Annotated in this window: 21 protein-coding genes; 11 read left to right on the plus strand and 10 right to left on the minus strand. The window is 70.6% G+C overall.

Annotated elements, in window-relative coordinates; all coding sequences use genetic code 11:
• Positions 1–2 precede the first annotated feature (2 nt).
• Genes ACFWRO_RS24330 through ACFWRO_RS24345 form a run of 4 tightly spaced genes read left to right on the plus strand, consistent with a single transcriptional unit; the run spans position 3 to position 4,163 of the window.
• The gene (locus tag ACFWRO_RS24330) at positions 3–740 is read left to right on the plus strand and encodes a cytochrome c biogenesis CcdA family protein (protein ID WP_384513189.1); all 738 of its coding nucleotides are present in this window, start codon (positions 3–5) and stop codon (positions 738–740) included.
• Positions 741–743: 3 nt separating this feature from the next.
• A complete protein-coding gene (locus tag ACFWRO_RS24335; protein ID WP_384513191.1) occupies positions 744–2,498 on the plus strand; it encodes a cytochrome c biogenesis protein ResB in 1,755 nt (584 codons plus the stop codon).
• 11 nt (positions 2,499–2,509) lie between these two features.
• Entirely contained in the window at positions 2,510–3,595 is a 1,086-nt protein-coding gene (gene ccsB, locus ACFWRO_RS24340; protein WP_384513289.1) for a c-type cytochrome biogenesis protein CcsB, read from the plus strand.
• Positions 3,596–3,632: 37 nt separating this feature from the next.
• A complete protein-coding gene (locus ACFWRO_RS24345) occupies positions 3,633–4,163 on the plus strand; it encodes an SRPBCC domain-containing protein (RefSeq protein WP_384513193.1) in 531 nt (176 codons plus the stop codon).
• Between the two features lie 11 nt (positions 4,164–4,174).
• On the opposite strand, the gene ACFWRO_RS24350 is transcribed toward ACFWRO_RS24345, so the two are convergent.
• The 5 genes from ACFWRO_RS24350 to ACFWRO_RS24370 form a co-directional block, all read right to left on the minus strand.
• On the minus strand, positions 4,175–5,713 hold the full coding sequence (locus tag ACFWRO_RS24350) for an ABC transporter substrate-binding protein (protein WP_384513195.1): 1,539 nt from the start codon (positions 5,711–5,713) through the stop codon (positions 4,175–4,177).
• A gap of 4 nt (positions 5,714–5,717) precedes the next feature.
• Positions 5,718–7,778: a hypothetical protein gene (locus ACFWRO_RS24355; RefSeq protein WP_384513197.1), complete on the minus strand. Its 2,061-nt coding sequence runs from the start codon at positions 7,776–7,778 to the stop codon at positions 5,718–5,720.
• A 126-nt stretch (positions 7,779–7,904) separates the two neighbouring features.
• Positions 7,905–8,825 (minus strand): isopenicillin N synthase family dioxygenase, encoded by a 921-nt coding sequence (locus tag ACFWRO_RS24360; RefSeq protein ID WP_384513199.1) that lies wholly within the window; start codon positions 8,823–8,825, stop codon positions 7,905–7,907.
• On the minus strand, positions 8,818–9,270 hold the full coding sequence (locus ACFWRO_RS24365; RefSeq protein WP_384513201.1) for a nucleoside deaminase: 453 nt from the start codon (positions 9,268–9,270) through the stop codon (positions 8,818–8,820). Before ACFWRO_RS24365 ends, ACFWRO_RS24360 begins: the two co-directional genes overlap by 8 nt.
• 769 nt (positions 9,271–10,039) lie before the next feature.
• Positions 10,040–10,162 carry a hypothetical protein gene (locus ACFWRO_RS24370; RefSeq protein WP_384513203.1) on the minus strand — a complete coding sequence of 41 codons (123 nt, stop codon included), beginning with the start codon at positions 10,160–10,162 and terminating at the stop codon, positions 10,040–10,042.
• Between the two features lie 78 nt (positions 10,163–10,240).
• On the opposite strand from ACFWRO_RS24370, the gene ACFWRO_RS24375 reads away from it, so the two are divergent.
• Together ACFWRO_RS24375 and ACFWRO_RS24380 are read left to right on the plus strand one after the other, a co-directional pair.
• Complete coding sequence (locus ACFWRO_RS24375) at positions 10,241–10,918, plus strand: GAP family protein (protein WP_384513205.1); 678 nt, start codon at positions 10,241–10,243, stop codon at positions 10,916–10,918.
• 343 nt (positions 10,919–11,261) lie between these two features.
• On the plus strand, positions 11,262–11,729 hold the full coding sequence (locus ACFWRO_RS24380; RefSeq protein WP_384513206.1) for an HIT family protein: 468 nt from the start codon (positions 11,262–11,264) through the stop codon (positions 11,727–11,729).
• Between the two features lie 670 nt (positions 11,730–12,399).
• Here ACFWRO_RS24380 and ACFWRO_RS24385 read toward each other — a convergent pair.
• Positions 12,400–12,684 carry a GntR family transcriptional regulator gene (locus ACFWRO_RS24385; protein ID WP_384513208.1) on the minus strand — a complete coding sequence of 95 codons (285 nt, stop codon included), beginning with the start codon at positions 12,682–12,684 and terminating at the stop codon, positions 12,400–12,402.
• Between the two features lie 150 nt (positions 12,685–12,834).
• On the opposite strand from ACFWRO_RS24385, the gene ACFWRO_RS24390 reads away from it, so the two are divergent.
• The 3 genes from ACFWRO_RS24390 (at position 12,835) to ACFWRO_RS24400 (ending at position 14,887) form a co-directional block, all read left to right on the plus strand.
• Positions 12,835–13,158 (plus strand): hypothetical protein, encoded by a 324-nt coding sequence (locus ACFWRO_RS24390; protein ID WP_384513210.1) that lies wholly within the window; start codon positions 12,835–12,837, stop codon positions 13,156–13,158.
• A 492-nt stretch (positions 13,159–13,650) separates the two neighbouring features.
• Positions 13,651–13,842 carry a hypothetical protein gene (locus ACFWRO_RS24395; RefSeq protein WP_384513212.1) on the plus strand — a complete coding sequence of 64 codons (192 nt, stop codon included), beginning with the start codon at positions 13,651–13,653 and terminating at the stop codon, positions 13,840–13,842.
• Between the two features lie 88 nt (positions 13,843–13,930).
• A complete protein-coding gene (locus ACFWRO_RS24400; RefSeq protein WP_384513213.1) occupies positions 13,931–14,887 on the plus strand; it encodes a DMT family transporter in 957 nt (318 codons plus the stop codon).
• Here the strand turns inward: ACFWRO_RS24400 and ACFWRO_RS24405 are convergent.
• Positions 14,775–15,674, minus strand: a complete 900-nt coding sequence (locus ACFWRO_RS24405; RefSeq protein WP_384513215.1) for a LysR family transcriptional regulator — start codon at positions 15,672–15,674, stop codon at positions 14,775–14,777. The two genes, ACFWRO_RS24400 and ACFWRO_RS24405, sit on opposite strands and share 113 nt — an antisense overlap.
• Positions 15,674–16,030, minus strand: a complete 357-nt coding sequence (locus tag ACFWRO_RS24410; protein WP_384513217.1) for a PLD nuclease N-terminal domain-containing protein — start codon at positions 16,028–16,030, stop codon at positions 15,674–15,676. Before ACFWRO_RS24410 ends, ACFWRO_RS24405 begins: the two co-directional genes overlap by 1 nt.
• A gap of 89 nt (positions 16,031–16,119) precedes the next feature.
• Between ACFWRO_RS24410 and ACFWRO_RS24415 the strand changes: the two genes are divergently transcribed.
• Complete coding sequence (locus ACFWRO_RS24415; protein ID WP_384513219.1) at positions 16,120–17,577, plus strand: menaquinone biosynthesis decarboxylase; 1,458 nt, start codon at positions 16,120–16,122, stop codon at positions 17,575–17,577.
• Positions 17,574–18,476, plus strand: coding sequence for a menaquinone biosynthesis prenyltransferase MqnP (mqnP, locus tag ACFWRO_RS24420; RefSeq protein ID WP_384513221.1), 903 nt, complete (start codon positions 17,574–17,576; stop codon positions 18,474–18,476). Before ACFWRO_RS24415 ends, mqnP begins: the two co-directional genes overlap by 4 nt.
• A gap of 24 nt (positions 18,477–18,500) precedes the next feature.
• Here the strand turns inward: mqnP and ACFWRO_RS24425 are convergent, their stop codons facing one another.
• A complete protein-coding gene (locus tag ACFWRO_RS24425) occupies positions 18,501–19,481 on the minus strand; it encodes a hypothetical protein (protein WP_384513224.1) in 981 nt (326 codons plus the stop codon).
• A 195-nt stretch (positions 19,482–19,676) separates the two neighbouring features.
• Positions 19,677–20,288 (minus strand): rhomboid family intramembrane serine protease, encoded by a 612-nt coding sequence (locus tag ACFWRO_RS24430; protein ID WP_384513226.1) that lies wholly within the window; start codon positions 20,286–20,288, stop codon positions 19,677–19,679.
• Positions 20,289–20,296 lie beyond the last annotated feature (8 nt).

The raw sequence follows: 20,296 nt of genomic DNA on the forward strand, positions 1-20,296 counted from the left end.
CGGTGAACGAGACGGTCTTCAGCGGGGCCCTCCTGCTCGCCCTGCCCATCGCCGTGCTCGGCGGCCTGGTCTCCTTCTTCTCCCCGTGCGTCCTGCCGCTCGTCCCCGGCTACCTCAGTTACGTGACCGGCGTCACCGGCACCGACCTGGCCGAGGCCAAGCGCGGCCGGATGGCGGGCGGGGCCGCGCTGTTCGTCCTGGGCTTCACCGCCGTCTTCGTCTCGGGCGGCGCCCTCTTCGGCGGCTTCGGCAACACCCTGCAGGAACACCGCGAGGTCATCTCCAAGGTCCTCGGCGCCCTGACCATCCTGCTCGGCCTCTTCTTCATGGGCGCGATGCCCTCGATCACGAGGCGCGAGTTCCGCTTCCACAAGCGGCCCGTGACCGGGCTCCTCGGCGCGCCCATGCTGGGCGTGCTGTTCGGCGTCGGCTGGGTGCCCTGCATCGGCCCGACCCTCGCCGCCGTCCTCGCGCTCGCCTCCAACGAGGCCAGCGCCGGGCGCGGGGCCGTCCTCACCGTGGCCTACTGCCTGGGCCTCGGCCTGCCGTTCATCCTCACCGCGATCGCCTTCCGCAGGGCCCTTGGCGCCTTCGGCTGGGTGAAGCGGCATTATGTCTGGGTCATGCGCGTCGGCGGCATCATGCTGATCGCGACCGGCCTGCTGCTCGTCACCGGAGCCTGGGATCGCATCGTGTCCGAGATGCAGGTCTGGACTGCCGGCTTTACCCCGGGGATCTGATCCATGACCCACACCAGCCCAAGCCACACGGACCCGAACGAGACCGGCCCACACGACGGCGACGAGCGCGACGAGCTCGGCGCCGCCGGTTCGCAGCTGTCCACCGCGCCCCGCGAGGAGACCGCCGCCGAGACCGCCGTCGCCGGCCCCACCCTCGGGGTCATCGGCTGGATCCGCTGGTTCTGGCGGCAGCTCACCTCCATGCGGGTGGCGCTGATCCTGCTCTTCCTGCTCTCCCTCGGCGCGATCCCCGGCTCCCTCGTCCCGCAGACCGACGCGGACGAGCTGAAGGCGCAGACCTTCAAGGACGCCCACCCGACGCTCACGCCGATCTACGAGAAGCTCCAGCTCTTCGACGTCTACAGCTCGGTGTGGTTCTCCGCGATCTACATACTGCTGTTCGTCTCCCTCATCGGCTGCATCGTCCCGCGCACCTGGCAGTTCGTCGGCCAGCTCCGCGGCCGCCCGCCCGGCGCCCCCGGCCGCCTCACCCGGCTGCCCGCGTACACGACGTGGCGGACCGAGGCCGAGCCCGAGCAGGTCCGCGAGGTCGCGCTCGGGCTCCTGAAGGGCCGCCGGTTCCGCGCGCACACCGTCAAGGACGCCGTCGCCGCCGAGAAGGGCTACCTCCGAGAGACGGGGAACCTGCTCTTCCACATCGCGCTGATCGTGATGCTCGTCGCCTTCGCCTGGGGCCAGCTCTTCAAGTCCGAGGGCGGCAAGCTGATCATCGAGGGCGACGGCTTCGCCAACACCCTCACCCAGTACGACGACTTCAAGTCCGGCTCGCTCTACAGCACCGACGACCTCGCCCCGTTCAGCTTCCAGCTGGACACCTTCACCGGTACGTACGAGAAGAGCGGCCCGCAGCGCGGCACCCCGCGCACCTTCGAGGCCGCCGTCACGTACTCCGAGGCGGGCGGGAAGGACAAGAAGGCGATCGTCCGGGTCAACGAGCCGCTGAAGGTCGGCGACTCCAAGGTCTATCTGATCGCCCACGGGTACGCGCCCGTCGTCACCGTCAAGGACGGCCGCGGCAAGGTCGTCTTCCACGGCGCCGTCCCGCTGCTGCCGTTCGACAACAACATCACCTCGACCGGCGCGATCAAGGTGATGGACGGCTACCGCGACAAGAACGGCAAGAAGGAGCAGCTGGGCTTCCAGGCCTTCTTCGTGCCGACGTTCGCGGGCGCCGGCAAGGGCGACATGTTCTCCCAGTTCCCGGCGCTCGACTTCCCCGTCATGGCCCTCACCGGCTACCACGGCGACCTGCGCGTCAACTCGGGGCTGCCACAGAACGTGTACCAGCTCGACACGTCCAAGATGAAGCAGTTCAAGGTCGAGTCGGGGACCGGAGTCGCGCAGCGGATGCTGCCCGGCGAGACGATGACCCTGCCCGACGGTGCCGGCTCGATCACCTTCGAGAAGGACATCAAGGAGTGGGCGAGCTTCCAGATCTCCCAGCAGCCGGGCAACGGTCTCGCCCTCGCGGGCGCGATCGCGGCGATCGCGGGCCTGACCGGCTCGCTCTTCATCCAGCGCCGCCGGATCTGGGTGCGGGCCGTACGGGGGAAGGACGGCGTGACCGTCGTCGAGATGGCGGGTCTTGGCCGGAGCGAGTCCGCCAAGCTCCCGGAGGAGCTGGCCGAACTGGCGGCCGCGCTCCACGCACAGGCGCCGACCGCGCCGGAAACCGCGGAACCCGCAGCTGATCTCGTAGCAGCCGATCCTGCCGAAGCCGAAGGGGCTGAGAAGTGAATCTCGCCGCCGTGAGTCTCGCCGCCGAGACCAACGAGAGCCTGGCGCAGTTGAGCAACGAGCTCATCTACGCCTCGATGGCCGTCTACACCCTGGCCTTCCTCGCGCACATCGCCGAGTGGGTGCTCGGCAGCCGCAGCAAGGTCGGCCGTACGGCCGCCGCGCTGACGGACCGGGCGAAGGCGACCGCTTCCGCCCCCGCCGTCCAGGTGAAGCAGGCCGGTGGCGCCACCGCCGTCCTCGACAAGCCCACGGTCGTCACCCGGTCAGGCGCGGGCGTCCGCGACGTGCCCGACGGCCCCGGCGCGGCCGGCGGCACGGTCAAGGGCGACCTGTACGGCCGTATCGCCGTCTCGCTCACCGCCCTCGCGTTCCTGATCGAGGCCGCAGGCGTCGTCTCCCGTGCCCTCGCGGTGCAGCGCGCCCCCTGGGGCAACATGTACGAGTTCTCCACCACGTTCTCCACCGTGGCGGTCGGCGCGTACCTCGGCTTCCTCGTCGCGAAGAAGAACGTCCGCTGGATCGGTCTGCCGCTGGTGACGACCGTCCTGCTCGACCTCGGCCTGGCCACCACCTGGCTGTACACCGACAGCGACCAGCTGGTCCCGGCGCTCGACTCGTACTGGCTGTGGATCCACGTCTCCACCGCGATCTTCTGCGGCGCCGTCTTCTACCTGGGCGCGGTCGCCACGCTGCTGTACCTCTTCCGCGACTCGTACGAGAACAAGCTCGCCACCGGCGGCAACCCGGGCTCCTTCGCCCGCTCCGTCCTGGAGCGGCTGCCGTCCGCGGCCTCCCTGGACAAGTTCTCGTACCGGATCAACGCGGCGATCTTCCCGCTGTGGACCTTCACGATCATCGCGGGCGCGATCTGGGCCGGCGACGCGTGGGGCCGCTACTGGGGCTGGGACGCCAAGGAGGTCTGGTCCTTCATCACCTGGGTCGGTTACGCGGCGTACCTGCACGCGCGTGCCACGGCCGGCTGGAAGGGCCGCAAGGCCGCGTACATCGCGCTCATCGCCTTCGGTTGCTTCCTCTTCAACTACTACGGCGTGAACATCTTCGTGAGCAGCAAGCACTCGTACGCGGGCGTCTGAGCTGGCACGGTATCTGCCCCGGCGGGACGCTTGAGGTATGAGCGAGATACCCCGGGGCAGCTGCGAGTCCCACGACGGCAACCTGCGTCACCTGCGGTACGTGATCGATCTGCCCCACCCGCCCGTACGGGTCTGGGCGGCGGTCGCGACGCCGGAGGGCCTGCCGCAGTGGCTCTGCGCGGCGGATCCGCTGGAGCCGAGGCTCGGCGGGGCGGTGACGCTGCGCTGGCTGAACGGGGACACGGTGGTCTCGGGGACGGTGACGGCCTGGGACCCGGAGTACGTGGCGGAGTACACGGTCGAGCCGACGCACGGCCGGATCCGGTTCCATCTGGAACCGTCCGGCGGGGGCGACGGCTCGACCGTGCTGCGTTTCACGAACGAGTTCCGGGCGACGCGGGACGAGAAGCTGGACGTCATGGCGGGGTGGCACGACCACTTCGAGCGGCTCGTGCGCGCGCTGGACGGTGACCCCACCGACTGGCGGACCTGGACGGCCGAGCGGTGGCAGCACCTACGGGATCTGTACGAGCGGGACGAGGCGCCCTGGCCCAAGTGGGAGCCGTAAAGACCCCGCTCTTACCCCCTCCTCGGCGGGAGGCAGTTCTCCTTCGGCGGGGTGCGTTCCGGCCAGGCGATCTGGACGAACTTCTGGGTGCCGTCCTGGGACAGCTCCACGATCGGGACCGCCTTGTTGAACGGGTTGCCGTAGTTGTCCAGGCAGATCCAGCCGCTCGCGCCCTCGACCCGGAGCGAGCCCTTGACCTGGGGCCACTGCGTGCTCACGTCCGCCAGTTCCGGGTACTGGGCGCCCTGCGGGGTCGCCTGCCGGATCGCGTGGACCGCCGTCGCCATCGCGTCGTACGCCACGATCGCCTGGCCGTCCGCGAGCGGGACCGGCTTCGCCGACGCGCGGGCGATGTCCGCGAGGAACGTCTCGTACGCGGCCGTCGAACCGCCCGTCGCCGGGACCGCGCGGCCGGGGGCCGGCTGCCAGGCGTCGGGGTGGGCGAGGGAGGCGTAGCGGACGGTCAGCTTCGCCTTCAGGGCGGACCGGTTGAGCTTGGCGTCGGCGCCCAGGTACGAGCCCTCGTCGCCGGTCAGGATCGTGAACGGCCGCTCGGCGCAGCCCCGCGCGCCGAGCGCGTTGATGAACTGGCGCAGCTGGGTGTGGCGGCCCGCGAAGAAGACCGTCTCCGCCCTCGTGTCGCAGATGAGGTGCGTGATCTGGCGGAACGTGTTCGCGGTCGTGCCCTCCTCCGTGGGGTCCGGCGGCGAGGTGAAGAGCTGCGGCTCGTACGGCGCGCCCTTGAGGGAGGCCGAGAACGCCGCCTTCAGGGTGTCCGTGTAGTGGTCGCCGGTCCGGGTGTCCTGGACGAGCAGGGCCTTCGCCCCTTCGACCTTCCCGAAGTGGGCGAGCGCCTTGGCCTCGTCGCCGTTGGTGGGGGAGACCCGGGCGAGACCGGGGTAACGGTTCTTGCCGGCGCCCGCGCCGTTGGCTATGTCGTCGGCGGTGATGGTGGTGCCGACGACGGCGATGCCCGCGCCGGTCAGGGCCGCCACCGCCTGCCGTACCTCGGTGGAGGAGGTCGCGACCCCGGAGACCGCGCGCAGCCGGTCCTCCCCGCCGGTCATCCGCTTCAGCCGCTCGACCGTCGTACTCCAATGGGCGTTGCCCTTGCCGGTGTTGGCGAGGACGAGCCGGATCTTCGGGGTCTCGCTGTTCGACTCGTGGTTGGCCCGGTACTGGCGGGCGTACGCGCCCTGGATCTCGTACAGGACCTTCTTCCGCATGCCCGGGTCGGTGGAGGTCAGCGGCAGCAGCAGGGCGATCGTCGCGTACTCGCCGGACTTCAGGGAGCGGTTCTCGGTGCGGATGAGACCGGCGATCTCGGTGAGATCCGGGACGCCGAAGTCGTACCCGTCGCCGTTGACGCCGACGCACTCGGCGCTGCCCGCCGGACGCTCCACGCCCGCGGCGCAGGAACGGTCCTCCGGGGTCAGGGCGCGGTCCACGGCGTACCCGGCGACGGAGCCGACGACGGCCACGGCGACCACGCCGGTGAGGATCTTCTGACGGGCGGTGTACCAGAAGCGGGCGCGCAGCCGGCTGACCATGGCCTCAGTCTCCGTTCTCCGTGCCGGGCGGGAGCGAGAGGCCCCGCCAGGCACGGATGTCACTCGGCCAGTGGGTGGCCGCGTCCCAGAGCGGACTGTTCCCCGTGCGGTGGCGGCCGGAGAGCTGGCGCAGCTCGTGCGCCAGCTTGTCGGTCACCGCCTCGTCGGGCAGCGCGAGCGGATCGGTGAGCAGCCAGACGGCGTGCAGCAACCGCCGCAGCGAGAGGTGGAGTTCGACGGTGTCGTCGTCGTACGTGTTCGGCAGCGGGTCGCCGCTGACCTGGCCGAGCGCGGTCGCCCGGCGCGGATCGGGCTGGCCGGGGCTGTGCCGGTCGCGCGGGTACGGCGCCGAGGCGATGAACCGGAGCCGTTCGAGCCAGCCCAGGACATCCGCGTCGGGGAACGTGACGCGCAGGTGGGTCACCGCGTCCTCGGTGCGGCCGAGCGCCAGCTCCTGGTGCAGCCGGTACGGGACTGGCCCGGGGGCGTAGTGCCGGTGCAGGGTCTCGTGGACGGCGCGCCAGGTCGCGTACTCCTCGCCGTCCTCGAAGCGGAGCCGGTGCAGGAGCAGGGCGCGCAGCAGCGGATCGGCGACGAACCGCTCGGGGCCCTCGGGCCAGTCCTCGGCGCGCAGCAGGTCCCGTACGCGCAGCGCCATGTCGCCGTCGAGGGACTCGCCGCGCAGCCGGGTCCGGGCGAGCAGCCGGGCCGAGTCCTCGTCGTGCGCGGCGGCGAGGACGGCGAAGGTGGCGTGGCGCAGGCCGGGCAGGAGCACTTCGAGGAGGGTGGGCGCGACCGGCACGGGGGCGCTGTCCTCGCGCAGCTCCACGGTGAGGTCGAGGAGTGCGCCGGGGGTCAGCGAGGGCTTCTGGCCGGCCGGTGCCTCGCCGGCCGCGCGGCCGAGGAGGACGACGCCGAGGGGCCGGCCGCCGGTCAGCCGGTGGATGGCGCGGGCCAGTTCGGCGGGGGTGCGCCCGGCCGGGTCGAAGCGGTCGAAGGCGCTGCGGGTCTGGGCGGGCGACAGCGGGGGCAGTTCGACGGCGAGGATGCCGGAGGTGACGTCCGGGCCGCGCGGGCAGGGCGCGCGGTGCGCGGTCTCGGGCAGCCGCAGCCGGGTCGCGTGCCGGATGCCGTCGTGGTCGCGGACGCGGGAGGCGGCGATGACGACGACCCGGTCGCGGCGGCCGTCGGCGCGGGCCCGCAGGATCGGCTCGATCAGGCGCCGGCCGAGCGGCTCGTGGGCGTTGTCGAGGAGGAGCACGGGTCTTCCCCGGCGGGCGCCGCGGTTGGCGAGGCCGGTGAAGGCGCGGGCCAGGTCCTCGACGAGGGCGCCGACGAGGAAGTCCTCGGCCTCGCGGCGGCGGCCGCCGCCCTGCGAGAAGTCCATCGCGAGCTGCTGGAGCCCGGCCTTGCCGCGCCCACCGGCGTTGCGATAACTGCCGTACCACCCCTCGGCCTTCTGCTGGAAGCGCCCGAACACCTCTTCCAGGACCGTCTCGACGGTGGCCTCGGCGAGCAGCCCGGCCATGGGGGCGGTGGCCTCGGCGAAGTTGGCGGCGAGCTTGGCGAGGACCTTGGTGACCCAGTTCGCGGCGGCGCCCTTGGCCGCGTCGACGGTGGACAGGACCGGCCCGAGCCGCTGCAGGTCGCGCCGGGCCCGCTCGTCGTCCTCCTGGGACCAGCTGATGGAGGCGACGGCGACGAGACCGAGCGAGAGCCGCGGGAACTGCACGGGCTTCGCGGCGAGCACGCGCGGCGCCAACTGCACGGCGAGCTCGGCGAGGGCGCCGGTGAGCGGGTTCCAGCCGGGGCCGTGGTCGGCGGGCGGTTCGATGTGCGCGCAGTCGAGCAGGGCGAGCGGGGTGGCGGCCTTGTAGGCGTTGCGGACCTGCTTGAGCAGGGCGGTCTTGCCCATGCCCCGGCCGCCGGTGAAGACGGTGACGGGCGGGTCGTCGTCGTGCTCGTACGGGGTACGCGCGTAGCGGTACGGCGTGAGCCCGACCAGTCGCGCGGCGAGCCCGGCGTCCTGGAAGACCGCCTCCCGCCCGTACAGCTCCCTGTCCACGTGCCGCCACCCCCGTCACGCCACCTGCGCCGCCCCACCTGCCACAGTCAACTCCAGGATATCGAGGGGGTGTTGGATTGGCGGCCGCCCTTTCGACTCTGTTGTGGGTCTGTTGCGTGGAAGGGGTCAGTCCGTGGCGATCGCGTCGAGTTGCCCCCGGAGGTAGGAGTGGGACTCGATGCCGTGGATGGTGGTGCCGGGATTGCACTCGTAGAAATAGACGAGCGAGATGAGTTCCTCGCTGGGCACGTCGGCGGGCGGCGGCAGCACGCGATGCCGACCGGAGCGCCAGCGCGTCCCGGTCCAACCCGCCATCAAGTCCCCGATATTGACGGTGAAGGCCTCGGGATCGAATGGCGCGTCCTGCCAACCGCCGGCGTCGGTGTACACCTGGAGCCCGCCCTTGCCGGCCTGCCGGTCGAGGATCGTGACCGTACCGAAGTCGGTGTGCGGCCCGATCCGGAACTGCCCGGGCTCGGGCTCACCGGTCCGCTCGCGCCCCGGGTACCAGTTGATGTTGAAGCCGAAGGTGGGGTGTCCGGTGTGCCGGGTGAAGAAGTCCCGCTCCTCGCCGAGGGCTTCGCCGAGGAGATCGAGGACGTGGTCGGAGAGCGTCTGCATGGCGGTGAGATAGCTCTCGACGAGCGGCTTCAGCTCGGGCACCTCGGCGGGCCAGGTGTTGGGCAGGAACCACTCGGCGTCGATGGCGGCGTCGCCGGTGGGCCGGTCGGCCGCGAAGGACAGCGACTCCTTCAGGTCGGGCGGGGTGACGGTCCCCTCCGCGTACCCGTTGGCCTCCGCCCCGGGCCCGAGCCACCCGCGCCCGCCGACCCGCACGGCGTACGGCTCCTTGACGGCGGCCGGCAGATGGAAGAACCGCCGGGCGACGTCCCGGATCTCGGCCCGCAGCCCCGCGTCGACCCCATGCCCGCTGACCAGCAGAAACCCGGCTTCGCGCAGGGCACGGTCGACGGCGGGGAGCTGGGGGGCGGGGGCGCGGCGGAGGTCGATGGTGGGGAGGGCGGTTGTGGGGGGTTGCTCAACCATGACCGATGTCCTCGTTCCAGAGAGCGGGGTGTTGGGCGACGAACTCCCGCATGAGCGCGACGCATGCAGGATCGTCGAGCAGGAGGATCTCCACCCCGTGCTCGGCCAGCCAGTCATGGCCGCCGTGGAAGGTCTCCGCCTCCCCGACGACCACCCGCGAGATACCGAACTGCCGGACGAGCCCGGAGCAGTACCAGCACGGCGAGAGCGTCGTCACCATGGTCGTCCCCCGATACGACCGCTGCCGCCCGGCGGCCCGGAAGGCGGCGGTCTCGGCGTGCAGCGACGGATCCCCGTCCTGCACCCGCCGATTCCTCCCCCGCCCGAGGAGGGCTCCGTCGGCGGCGTAGAGGGCGGCGCCGATCGGAATCCCACCCTCGGCCAGCCCGGCCCGGGCTTCGGCGAGAGCGGTGGCGAGCCACTGGCGTGCCTGTTCTTGGTCCACGGGGTGACTCTTCCCCGGACAACCACCCACATCACCCGCGAAACGGCTGAAGGGGTACGGGGGGGGGAGGGGGGCGGTCGTGTTCGGGGGTCTGGCGGGCTTCTGGTTCGGCCGCCCTCGTTCTGAGTGTGGCGACCTCCGGTGGTGGGTCAAGGGCGCTCCCTGCGGTCGCGTCGGCTTCGCCGATTGCGCTTCGCTCCACCCTTGACACACCACCTCCGGCCGCCTGCTTTTACTCGGGGGGCGGCCGGGGGGCGTGGCCACCGGGCCGGCCGGGGATCGCTGCGGTGACGGGGGCGGGGTGGCGGCCCGGTGGGGTGGGGGCTCGGGGATTGGCCGGGCGGGGCGGGTCCCTTGCGCCCGGTGGGGTGGGGGCCGGGTATCGCTCCGGCATGAGGGCGGCCCGCCGCCCGGTGGGTGGGGGCTCGGTTCGCGGCGGGGGCGGGTGAGTTGGTGCCGGTCGGCGTGGGGTGGGCGGCAGTGGCGTGGGGCGGTGACGGCACCGGCTCAGCGGCCGGCGGCCGTCGTCCGGCTGGGCCTCATGCCCGGCTGATCACTGCCGGTGGGTCCGAGAGTTCTGCGGGCACCGCTTTGAGCGGCCAAGGGAAGGCATGGGCCCGCGTGTGGTGTCTCAACTGCCCCGAACTGCGCGCATCACCATGTGAACAGCAGCTAGGAGCGGGCAATTCGGGCACTGGTGGCGACTTGGGGGAGAAACATGCACCTGAGCGGCGAACCCGGGGCCTGGCTTTGTCGAGCATTAGTGACGTCACTTGTCGATGGGCTTGGGAGGCGCCCCGATCCACGGGCGGGTGATGTTGACGAGTTCGGGAGGCAGGGTGGCTCTTGCCAGGGCAGCATCGGGATGCTCTTGGCGAAAGGTGCTGGTCATGCGCCAGATGGTGCGCTCGGTACGGTCCCGGGAGGGCGCTGCGCAGCGTCCTGGGCATGGAGTTTGGAAGGGGAACCGGTGTTGATCCAGGCAATTGGAGCCGTGCTGCCGGCGGCGCTCGCGGTCGCCCTCAGCCCTTTCCCTCTGATCGGGATCGTGCTGATCCTGGCCGGCCGACAGGGCCGGCGCAACGGCCTGCTGTTCACGGCCGGGTGGATCGCCGGGCTCGGAACCGTGGCAACGCTCGTCGTGGTCGTGCTCGGTGGAGCCGACGACCCCGAAAGCCCTTCGTCAGCGATCGCAGACTGGGGACGGGTACTCGCCGGAGTCGCCCTCATCGTGCTGGGGGCGCGCAAATGGTGGCAGCGTCCAGGTGCCGGCACCGAGACCGAGACGCCACGCTGGATGGCATCACTCGATGACGTCTCGGCCCGGCGGGCGCTGCTCCTCGGCGCGCTGCTGTCGGGCGCCAACCCGAAGAACCTCGTCCTGACGGCCTCGGCCACCACGTCGATCGTCGAAGCGGGGGCTCACAACGGCGATCTCACTCTGGCCGTCATTGTCTTCGTTCTCGTCGGCTCCTGCACCGTCCTCGGCGCCGTCATCATCCATCTCTTCGGCGGTCCGCGCGCGGCGTCGTTCCTTGACAGTGTCAGGCAATTCATGATCACCAACAGCACCGTGATCACCGTGATCGTGCTCCTCGTTCTGGGCGCCAGCATCCTGGGCGACGGACTCACCGGACTTGGTCGGTGAGTCCTCCCATCGTCAGCACGGGTGAGGCGTCAAACCCCGAATGGCCGGCTCGCTCTCCTTCGCGATGCACGAACCCCACAGAGGCCCTCATCCAGGCACAGCGCGTGCTCGACGCGGCGCGCGAGGCAACCTGCTGTGCCGTCATTTCTCATCAGCAACCCAGGGCGAGCTGATCACCAACTGCCGCCGGAACCCATGCACAAGGGCTGTCACGAGACATCGACGAAGCCACGGGGCCCTTCCCGCCCCGACCCGCCTTGGCGTGAGTGACGGGATGGCCGTCGTGTCGGCCTTCGGAGGACGACAGGCGATTCGCAGTGCGACAGCTCTACGATCCCAGTTCATGACCACTCCCGACTGCTACGTATGCAGCAAGGAAGCAGAATTCGACGACCTTCCCCCACGCGAGTGCGTCGCATATGACCAGCACTGGCGGGTTGTCCACGCCTTCAACACCGCAGTGCCCGGCTGGCTGGTGCTGCTGCCTCGGCGCCACGTTGCCGCGGTTCATGACCTCACCGACACAGAGGCAGCTGCCCTAGGGGGGTGGCAGGTCAAGCTCTCCCGCGCTCTCCGAAACCTGACTGGTTGCGCCAAGACCTACGTCGTCCAATTCGCGGAAGCAGAAGGCTTCGCGCATGTGCACTTCCACATCGTTCCGCGCATGGCAGATCTGCAACCCGAGCATCGCGGGCCGGGCATTTTCGAGCTGCTTCGGCGACCAGAGCAGGAGCGCGTAACGGCTGGCCAGGCAGACCAAATCGCCCACTCTCTCCGAGCTCACCTTCACGGGCACCCGAACGCTCAGTGACCAGCCAGGCCTGAAGCCCGGCCGCCCGCCCGGCGTCAGTCGCTGAGCAGGGGCCGCCACCGCCCCATGCCACTGCCGCGCACTCTGGACCGACCGGCACTAACTCACCTGCCCCCGCCGCGAACCGAGCCCCCACCCACCGGGCGGGAGGGACTCGTCCGGCCGGAGCGATGCCCGGCCCCCCACCCACCGGGCGGGAGGGACCCGTCCGGCCGGAGCGATGCCCGGCCCCCCACCCACCGGGCCGCAGGCCGGTCCCGTCACCGGAGCGATCCCCGGCCTCCCCCGTGGCCACGCCCCCGGGGCGCCCTCCGAGAGTGTTTTCGCGCCTGGAGGCGCCGGGTCAAGGGTGGCCGTAGGCCATCGCGGAGCGACGCGACCGCAGGGAGCGCCCTTGACGCGGCGGTGGAAGGTGCGACTCTCGGAGAGAGGGCGGCCCCGCCAGAAGCTCGCGTCGGCGTTCGGCCCGAGAGCCTCTCCTCAGGCCTCCGTCCCGGGGCCGTTCTGCCCGGCGGTGGGCAGAACGCAAGAGCCCTTGCCGGGAACGGTGACGATCAGTCAACGATCACGCAGTGTCAGCCTCGGATTCCTCGCGTACTACGTCCGCGGCCTGGTCCGCGCCTTCATCGAGGTCTGTCCGGAACAGGCCGGTAGGTAGGGCCTGCGGTCGTCACACCTGTTCCTGACCCTCGTCCGCCGGGAGTGGATCGGCGACGAACGTGCCCTTGCCGTGGACGGTCAGGATCAGGCCCCGCTCGCGCAGGACCCGGGCTGCGCGACGGACCGTGAGGTAAGCGACGCCGTACTCCTCCGCGAGGTCTCGCTCGGCCGGCAGTCGGGCGCCTGGACTCAACTCACCGGCCGCTATCCGGGCGGCGATGTGGTCGGCCACCGCGACGTACACCAGCTGCGGGCCTTGCGGGTCGAACTCGGGGATCTGGTTGCGGTCGGTCACCCGACCAACGTAAGCATCGAAGACCTGTGCGAACCACTGGTGAGCTATGCAGAGCTATACATGCCTCGTAGGCTCATGTGACACGAAGACCCCGGCGAGGTGGCTAGACCTCCCGGGGCATGGCCGCCAACTGCTAAGGGAGTTGATGACGTGCGGAACCCTATCGCGCGCCTGCTGGGCCGGACCTGGATGCCGGTCCTTCTCTGGCTGCTCGTCCTGACCCTGCCGCCCACAGGGAGGCACCGCCCGCGTCCGGCGACTCGACCCCGCCCGACGCCACAGCGCGCCGCGCCGCGCCACCGCGCCCCCACCCGCCGCTCTCCCTACGCCCAGGAGCAGACGATGCTCCTCGACGGCGCCCAATCGCCACTGGAGCGGCCGTACGTACAGCGCAGGCGCCGCCGGGCGTTGTGGCTGGCGACGGTCGGGGTCGACCTCGACCAGCGGAACATCCACGCGAGGGGTGCCCGGTGAGCCGATGTGGCGCGCGGCGGCCCGTGATCGCCGTCGTGGAGGTGATGCGCGCGGTGTGCGCGGGCTCGGTCTGCGTACTCGCCGTGGGACACGACGGTCCGCACCGCGACCGCGCGGGGGACGCCTGGTGGGTGACCCCGGAGATCGCCGACGCGGTGAGCGTCTCGGCGTTCCTGTGGCCCGAGCGCGGGGGCAGGGAATGGCTGGCGCCGCCGGACTCGGTCGTGCCTGCCGCGTCGCCCCCGCCGGCTCGTGGGCCGGTCCCGGCCCCGCTCGTAGCGTCGTCGCCGTGGGCTGTTGGCCGTCCGGAAGGCGGCGGTCTCGGCGTGCGTGGGCCGGGCCCCGGCCCCCTCCCGCGCCGGTCGGGCGGCCAGGGGTCGTTGCCGCCGATCGGCTGAAGCCCAGGGCCGTACCGGCCAGGTGTGCGGGACGCGGGTGGCGGGTGGATTTAGCTTGCCGAGTTGTCCGTCGTTCTATCGAGAGGTCTCTGCCATGCGTTCCCTGCTGACCGCCCTCGCCGCCGGTGCCATCGTCTTCGGTACTGCCGGTGTCGCGAGTGCTGACGTGTTCGTCAACTTCGAGCCGGAGGCCTCGCACACCATCGTGTTCGGCGACTGGTTCCAGTTCGCGCAGGACGACGTGTTCAACGCCGGGCACGACAACACCGTGGGCTCCAACAACTGAGGCCCATCGGCCGGGCCGATGGCGCCATCGGGAGGACGCCCCGCTGGCTCGTGGACCTGCCGGCGGGGCCGTTCGTAGCGTCGGGGGCATGAGAAACGAGAGTGGGACGCAGGCCAGGGGCACCGTCGAACTGACCCTTGCCATGGTGCTCTCCGGCACCCTCGGCATCTTCGTCGTCGAGTCCGGGGCCTCGCCCTTCACCGTGGTGTTCTTCCGGTGCCTCTTCGGGGCCGTCGCCCTCGGGGTGTACAGCCTCGTGCGGGGGTACTTCCGCGGGCACGGGTTCACGGCGAGGAAGTTGGGGATGGCCGCGCTCGGGGGCGTGTTCATCGTCTTCAACTGGGTGTTCCTCTTCGAGGCCTACGAGGCGACCTCGATCTCCTTCGCCACCGTCGTCTACCACACCCAGCCGTTCTTCCTGGTGGTCCTCGGCGCCGCCCTCTTCCGGGAGCGGATCACCGCCGCCAAGTTCGGCTGGCTCGGGGTCGCCTTCGTCGGGCTCGTGCTCGTGTCCGGCATACGGCCCGGGGACACCGCTTCCCTCAAGGGGCTCGGGCTCGCCCTCTCCGCCGCCGTGCTCTACGCGCTGTCGACCATTGTCACCAAGCGCGTCAGCGGCGTACGGCCCCACCTCATCGCCCTCGTCCAGGTTCTTGTCGGGCTGCCGTTGTTGCTCCCCTTCGTCGAGTTCGGGGAGGGCGGCCAGATTGGAAGCCGGTGGGGTTGGCTTGTTGGGCTTGGGGTTATTCACACCGGGGTTATGTATGTGTTGATGTACGCCGCTTACCAGAAGCTGCCCACCGCCAAGATCGCCGTGCTCGCCTTCACCTACCCCGCCGTCGCCATGGTCGCCGACTGGGCCGTGTACGGGCATCACATCGGGGTCGTGCAGGCCCTTGGGGTGCCGCTGATCGTTCTCGCCAGTCTGCGGGTCACGCTTGCGAAGCCCGCGGGGTCTGCTCCGACACCAGTCGCCGCGCCTGCTCCACGAACAGGCGCACATGCGCCGGAAGCCGCTTCCCCCTCCTCCACGCGATCTGCGTGAAGAGCGTGAACGGGACCTTCCAGTCCAGCTCCACCAGCACCCCGGTCGACAGTTCCTCGGCCACCGTGATCCTGGGGACCAGGGCGATGCCCAGGCCGCTCGCCACGCCCCGCTTCGTCGCCTCGATCGTGCCGAACTCCATGAACGGCGGGGACCACTCGCTGAGCGCCGCCTCGAACAGGTCGCGGTACGGGCAGCCCGGCTCGGTGCCCACCAGCTGGGTCGCCGCCAGGTCCGCCGGAGTCAGGGACGTACGGGTCGCCAAAGGGTGACGGGGGGAGGCGACCAGGGCCAGGGGCTCCGGCGCCAGGATCTCGCTCTCCAGGCCCGCGTGCTCCGTGTCCGGCTCCATCAGGAAACCGATGTCGTACGTCCCCTGGCGCAGCGCCTGCCTCGTCTCGTCGCCGAGCGTGGTCCGCAGCGACAGCTGGACCTTCGGGTAGCGGTGGTGGAAGAGCTCCAACAAGGGTGGCAGACGGTATGACGTCAGTGACTCCATCGTGCCGATCGCGATCGTTCCCGCCGGTACGTCCGTTTCCGCTACCGCCGTCCTCGCTTCCTCCGTCAGCTCGATGATCCGGCGGGCGTACGGGACCAGGCGCTCGCCCGCCTCCGTGAGGCGGATGTGGCTGCCGAGACGCTCGAAGAGTTCCACGCCCAGTGAGGACTCCAGGGCGCGGATCTGGCTGGTCACGCTGGACTGGGCGTACCGCAGTTCCGTCGCTGCGCGGGTGAAGGAGAGGACCGTGGAGACCTTCTCGAACGTGACCAGGAGCTTCAGCTCCATCAGTCCTTGTCCTTGTCCCTGTCCTTGTCCGGGGCCTCGCCCTGGTCGCGCTTCTTGAGGTCCTCCTCGGGGAGGGACTCGTCCTTCCCCTTCTCCTCGCGGATGGACTTCAGGAACTCGGGGTTGTCGTCCGGCGCGACCCACTCGGAGCGCTGCGTACGGCCGCCGGCCGGGGCCTTGCGCTTCTTGCCCGCCACGAACCACACCACCGGGCCGACGATCCAGAACAGCAGGATGATGATGACCCAGACGACCTTCGGCAGGTGCTTGGCCTCGTCCTCGGGGGTGTTGAGGCAGTCGATGAAGGCGTAGATCGTCAGCGCCAGCGGCAGGATGAACATCAGCGCCCTGAGCATGTGGGACAGCCCCCTGGAAACAGTGGCGGGGAACGTTTCGTCGGCCCCGGTGACAGGTCAAGCCTAGCCGGTGACCGATACTTGCCCCTATGGCTTACGACGATCTCCGCTCGCTGCTCAGGGCGCTGGAGCGCGAAGGCGACCTCAAGCGCATCAAGGCCGAAGTCGATCCGTACCTGGAGGTCGGGGAGATCGTCGACCGGGTGAACAAGGCGGGGGGTCCCGCGCTTCTCTTCGAGAACGTCAAGGGCTCCGCCATGCCGCTCGCGATGAACGTCTTCGGCACCGACCGGCGGCTTCTCAAGGCCCTGGGGCTGAAGTCGTACGAGGACATCTCCGACAAGATCGGCGGGCTGCTCAAGCCCGAGCTGCCGCAGGGCTTCGTCGGCGTACGGGAGGCCTTCGGCAAGCTGGGCTCGATGGTCCACGTGCCGCCGAAGAAGGTGAAGGCCGAGAACGCCCCCGTGCAGGAGGTGGTCCTCACCGGCGACGACGTCGACCTGGACATGCTGCCCGCGCTCTTCACCTGGCCCAAGGACGGCGGCTCCTTCTTCAACCTGGGGCTCACCCACACCAAGCACCCGGAGACGGGTGTGCGGAACCTCGGGCTCTACCGGCTCCAGCGGCACGACAAGCGCACCATCGGCATGCACTGGCAGATCCACAAGGACAGCCGGAACCACTACGCGGTGGCCGCGGCGAAGGGCGAGCGACTGCCGGTCGCCATCGCCTTCGGGTGTCCGCCCGCCGTGACGTACGCGTCGACGGCGCCGCTGCCCGGCGACATCGACGAGTACCTGTTCGCGGGCTTCGTGCAGGGCAAGCGCATCGAGATGGTCGACTGCAAGACCGTGCCGCTGCAGGTGCCCGCGCACGCCGAGGTCGTCATCGAGGGCTGGCTCGAGCCGGGCGAGATGCTCCCGGAGGGGCCGTTCGGCGACCACACCGGGTTCTACACGCCGCAGGAGCCCTTCCCGGCGCTGAAGATCGACTGCGTCACCATGCGGAAGCGGCCGCTGCTCCAGTCGATCGTGGTGGGGCGCCCGCCGACCGAGGACGGTCCGCTCGGGCGGGCTACGGAGCGGTTCTTCCTGCCGCTTCTGAAGATCATCGTGCCGGACATCGTGGACTACCACCTGCCCGAGTCGGGCGGCTTCCACAACTGCGCGATCGTCTCGATCGACAAGAAGTACCCGAAGCACGCGCAGAAGGTCATGCACGCCATCTGGGGCGCGCACATGATGTCGCTGACGAAGCTGATCATCGTGGTGGACAAGGACTGCGACGTCCACGACCTGCACGAGGTGTCCTGGCGGGCGCTCGGCAACACCGACTACTCCCGCGACCTGACCGTCGTCGAGGGGCCGGTGGACCACCTCGACCACTCCTCGTACCAGCAGTTCTGGGGCGGCAAGGCCGGCATCGACGCGACGAAGAAGCTCCCCGAGGAGGGCTACACCCGGGACGGCGGCTGGCCGGACATGGTGGAGTCGGACCCGGCGACGGCGGCCCTCGTGGACCGCCGCTGGAAGGAGTACGGCCTGTGACCACCGCGGCCGTACCCGGCGCCCGGCCGGGGCGTACGAAGGCGTTCCTGCGCCTGGTGATGATCGAGCACTCGGTGTTCGCGCTGCCGTTCGCGTACATCGCCTCGCTGACCGCGATGTTCCAGCTGGACAAGAACATCCACTGGGCGAAGCTGCTCCTCGTCACCATCTGCATGGTGGGGCTGCGGACCTTCGCGATGGCCTGCAACCGGATCATCGACCGGGAGATCGACGCCCGTAACCCGCGAACGGCCGGCCGCGAGCTGGTGACCGGCGCGGTGTCGGTGCGCTCCGCGTGGACGGGGGCGGGGATCGCCGTCGTCGTGTTCCTCGGGGCGGCGGCGCTGCTCAACCCGCTCTGCCTGGCGCTCGCGCCGCTCGCCGTTGTGCCGATGGTGGTCTACCCGTACGGGAAGAGGTTCACGAACTTCCCGCACGCGATCCTCGGACTCGCGCAGGCCATAGGGCCCATCGGGGCCTGGCTCGCGGTCACCGGGGAGTGGTCCTGGGGCGCGGTGATCCTCGGCCTCGCGGTCGGGATCTGGATCGGCGGCTTCGACCTGATCTTCGCCTGCCAGGACGTCCAGGCCGACCGCGCCGAGGGCGTCATGTCGGTCCCCGCCCGCTTCGGCGTCCCGGCGGCGCTCTGGGGCGCGCGGGGCTCGGCGGTCGTCACGACGGGCCTGCTGGTCTGGTACGCCCTCGCCACCGACGCCGGAACGTTCTTCTGGGTCGGCCTGGTGATCGTGGTCGCCGCGTTCTGCTACGAGCACACGATCGTCAAGCCCCACGACCTGTCCCGCCTCAACCGCGCGTTCTTCACGACGAACGGTTTCATCGGCATCTCGCTCTTCCTGTGCGCCCTGATCGACCTGGTGGTGCGGGGGCTGACGGTCTAGAGCCTCTCGCCCCACCCGGCCCGCTCAGTCGATCTCGAAGCGCGGGCGGGCCGGTGCGGCCGGTCGGGCCGGCGGCGGGGCCGGGACCGCGGCCGGGTCCGGGGTCGCGGGGTCTATCGGCCGGAGGCCGCCCAGCGGATCGCCCCAGTTGCCGCCGCCACTGCTGCTGCCGCTGCTGCTGTCCGAGTCGTAGTCCGAGTTCGAGCCCACGTCCGCGGTGATGTTCTCGCCCTTGCGCGGAGCGCCCTTCTTGTCGTTGCGCCGCTTGATCGAGTCCTGCAGTGTGTTCGGGTTCTCCAGGAGCGGGAGACCGAGGCCGGGGGCGGACTCGCCCGTCGCGGCCTGGAAGACCGAGCGGGCGAAGGTGGTGCAGTTGAACGTGGCCAGGTTGTAGGAGCGGCTCTCGTTCGACCGGATGAACTCCCGCGCCTTGTTGTACTGCTCCTCCGTGAGCTCCGCGGTGAGCTTGGAGGACGCCTGGTCAGGGTGATCGTGGTTCCTCCTGACCTGACCCTTCACCGACCTGAAGGGCTTGTCGTGCGCGACCTCCTCGGCGGGGAAGAAACCGTACGACTTCCAGGTCTCCGTTCCGCCCTCGTCCCTGTAGAGGGCGACCCAGGCGTGACCGAGGGCGAGGTTCGCCCAGTAGTCGAGGTGGTGGGTGCGGCTGTTCTTCGCCGTCTGGATCTGGATCCGGTACCGCGTCTGAGGGGCCTGCTCGCCCGCCGGTGCGCTCGCCTGCCCGTCTCCGGAGCCGGCCCGCTGGATCGCGAACTGGGGGGCGGGCTGGGTCGCGTCCTGCCGGCCGAGCGCGCGGACGGCCGCCGCGTTCCCGTGGCTGCGCTGGATGGCCTGGAGGGCCGCGGGCGTGAGGTGTCCGGGGTGCCCGGGGTGATGGTGCCCGGAGTGATGGGCGTGCTCCGGGGCTGCGGGTGTCCGCTGCTCGTGCCCGGAGCCGTGGCCGTGCGTGGCCTCGGCCGATCCGCGGTCTCGGTGAGTGAACATGGCCGCTCCGGAAGGGGTGACGTCATGATGTGCGCCACCGCAGTCTTCTCGGGAGACGGTCGACCGGTCGAGGCCCCTGAGGGCAGAGCCGGGGCACTCTCGCTCGACCGCACGGTCACCCCGTCAGGGCTGCCCGCCCGTCCTTGGCCGGCTGGTCACCCCGTCAGGGCTGCCTGCCTGCCCTTGGCCGGCTGGTCACCCCGTCAGGGCTGCCCGCCCGTCCTTGGCCGCCGGCCGGAAGAGGAACGCCGCGCCCACACCAGCTGCCAGGCCGACGAGGTGGCCCTGCCAGCTGACGGTCGTGTTCGTGGGGGAGATGCCGGCGAGGACGGCGCCGCCCCAGAGCGCGGCGAGCGTGAGCCCCACGGCGATGGCGAGGAGCTTGCGCTCCACGAAGCCGCGGACCACGAGGTAGCCGAAGAGGCCGAAGACCAGGCCGGACGCGCCCGCGGTGATCGAGTTCGAGGGGGAGATCAGCCAGACGCCGACGCCGTCGGCCAGGATGATCAGCCCGCAGACGGCGAGGAAGCGGCGGATGCCGCCGAGCGCCGCGACGAAGCCGAGGACGAGCAGCGGGACGCTGTTGGCGGCGACGTGTCCGAAGCCGAAGTGCAGGAACGGCGCGGCGAGGATCCCGCCGAGGCTGTCCGGGTCGCGGGCGATGATGCCGTACTCGTCGAGCGCGTGGCCCGTCGCGTGGTCGACGCCTTCGAGCACCCACAGCAGGGCCACCCAGCCCGCCATGAGCTGTACCGCGGCCTTCGCCCGGTCGGACGTACGCCACTCCGTCGTCTCGATGTCTGACATGACCATCC

Origin of the sequence: Streptomyces sp. NPDC058579 (assembly GCF_042718575.1) — a bacterium.
GTDB lineage: Bacteria > Actinomycetota > Actinomycetes > Streptomycetales > Streptomycetaceae > Streptomyces.

What these genes read in the sequence shown, in the direction of transcription:
- ACFWRO_RS24335 (WP_384513191.1), top strand. Translation starts at nt 744, where the DNA reads ATGACCCACACCAGCCCAAGCCACACGGACCCGAACGAGACCGGCCCA.
- ACFWRO_RS24345 (WP_384513193.1), top strand. Translation starts at nt 3,633, where the DNA reads ATGAGCGAGATACCCCGGGGCAGCTGCGAGTCCCACGACGGCAACCTG.
- ACFWRO_RS24350 (WP_384513195.1), bottom strand. Translation starts at nt 5,713, where the DNA reads ATGGTCAGCCGGCTGCGCGCCCGCTTCTGGTACACCGCCCGTCAGAAG.
- ACFWRO_RS24360 (WP_384513199.1), bottom strand. Translation starts at nt 8,825, where the DNA reads ATGGTTGAGCAACCCCCCACAACCGCCCTCCCCACCATCGACCTCCGC.
- ACFWRO_RS24370 (WP_384513203.1), bottom strand. Translation starts at nt 10,162, where the DNA reads ATGACCAGCACCTTTCGCCAAGAGCATCCCGATGCTGCCCTGGCAAGA.
- ACFWRO_RS24380 (WP_384513206.1), top strand. Translation starts at nt 11,262, where the DNA reads ATGACCACTCCCGACTGCTACGTATGCAGCAAGGAAGCAGAATTCGAC.
- ACFWRO_RS24395 (WP_384513212.1), top strand. Translation starts at nt 13,651, where the DNA reads ATGCGTTCCCTGCTGACCGCCCTCGCCGCCGGTGCCATCGTCTTCGGT.
- ACFWRO_RS24400 (WP_384513213.1), top strand. Translation starts at nt 13,931, where the DNA reads ATGAGAAACGAGAGTGGGACGCAGGCCAGGGGCACCGTCGAACTGACC.
- ACFWRO_RS24405 (WP_384513215.1), bottom strand. Translation starts at nt 15,674, where the DNA reads ATGGAGCTGAAGCTCCTGGTCACGTTCGAGAAGGTCTCCACGGTCCTC.
- ACFWRO_RS24410 (WP_384513217.1), bottom strand. Translation starts at nt 16,030, where the DNA reads ATGCTCAGGGCGCTGATGTTCATCCTGCCGCTGGCGCTGACGATCTAC.
- ACFWRO_RS24415 (WP_384513219.1), top strand. Translation starts at nt 16,120, where the DNA reads ATGGCTTACGACGATCTCCGCTCGCTGCTCAGGGCGCTGGAGCGCGAA.
- ACFWRO_RS24425 (WP_384513224.1), bottom strand. Translation starts at nt 19,481, where the DNA reads ATGTTCACTCACCGAGACCGCGGATCGGCCGAGGCCACGCACGGCCAC.
- ACFWRO_RS24430 (WP_384513226.1), bottom strand. Translation starts at nt 20,288, where the DNA reads ATGTCAGACATCGAGACGACGGAGTGGCGTACGTCCGACCGGGCGAAG.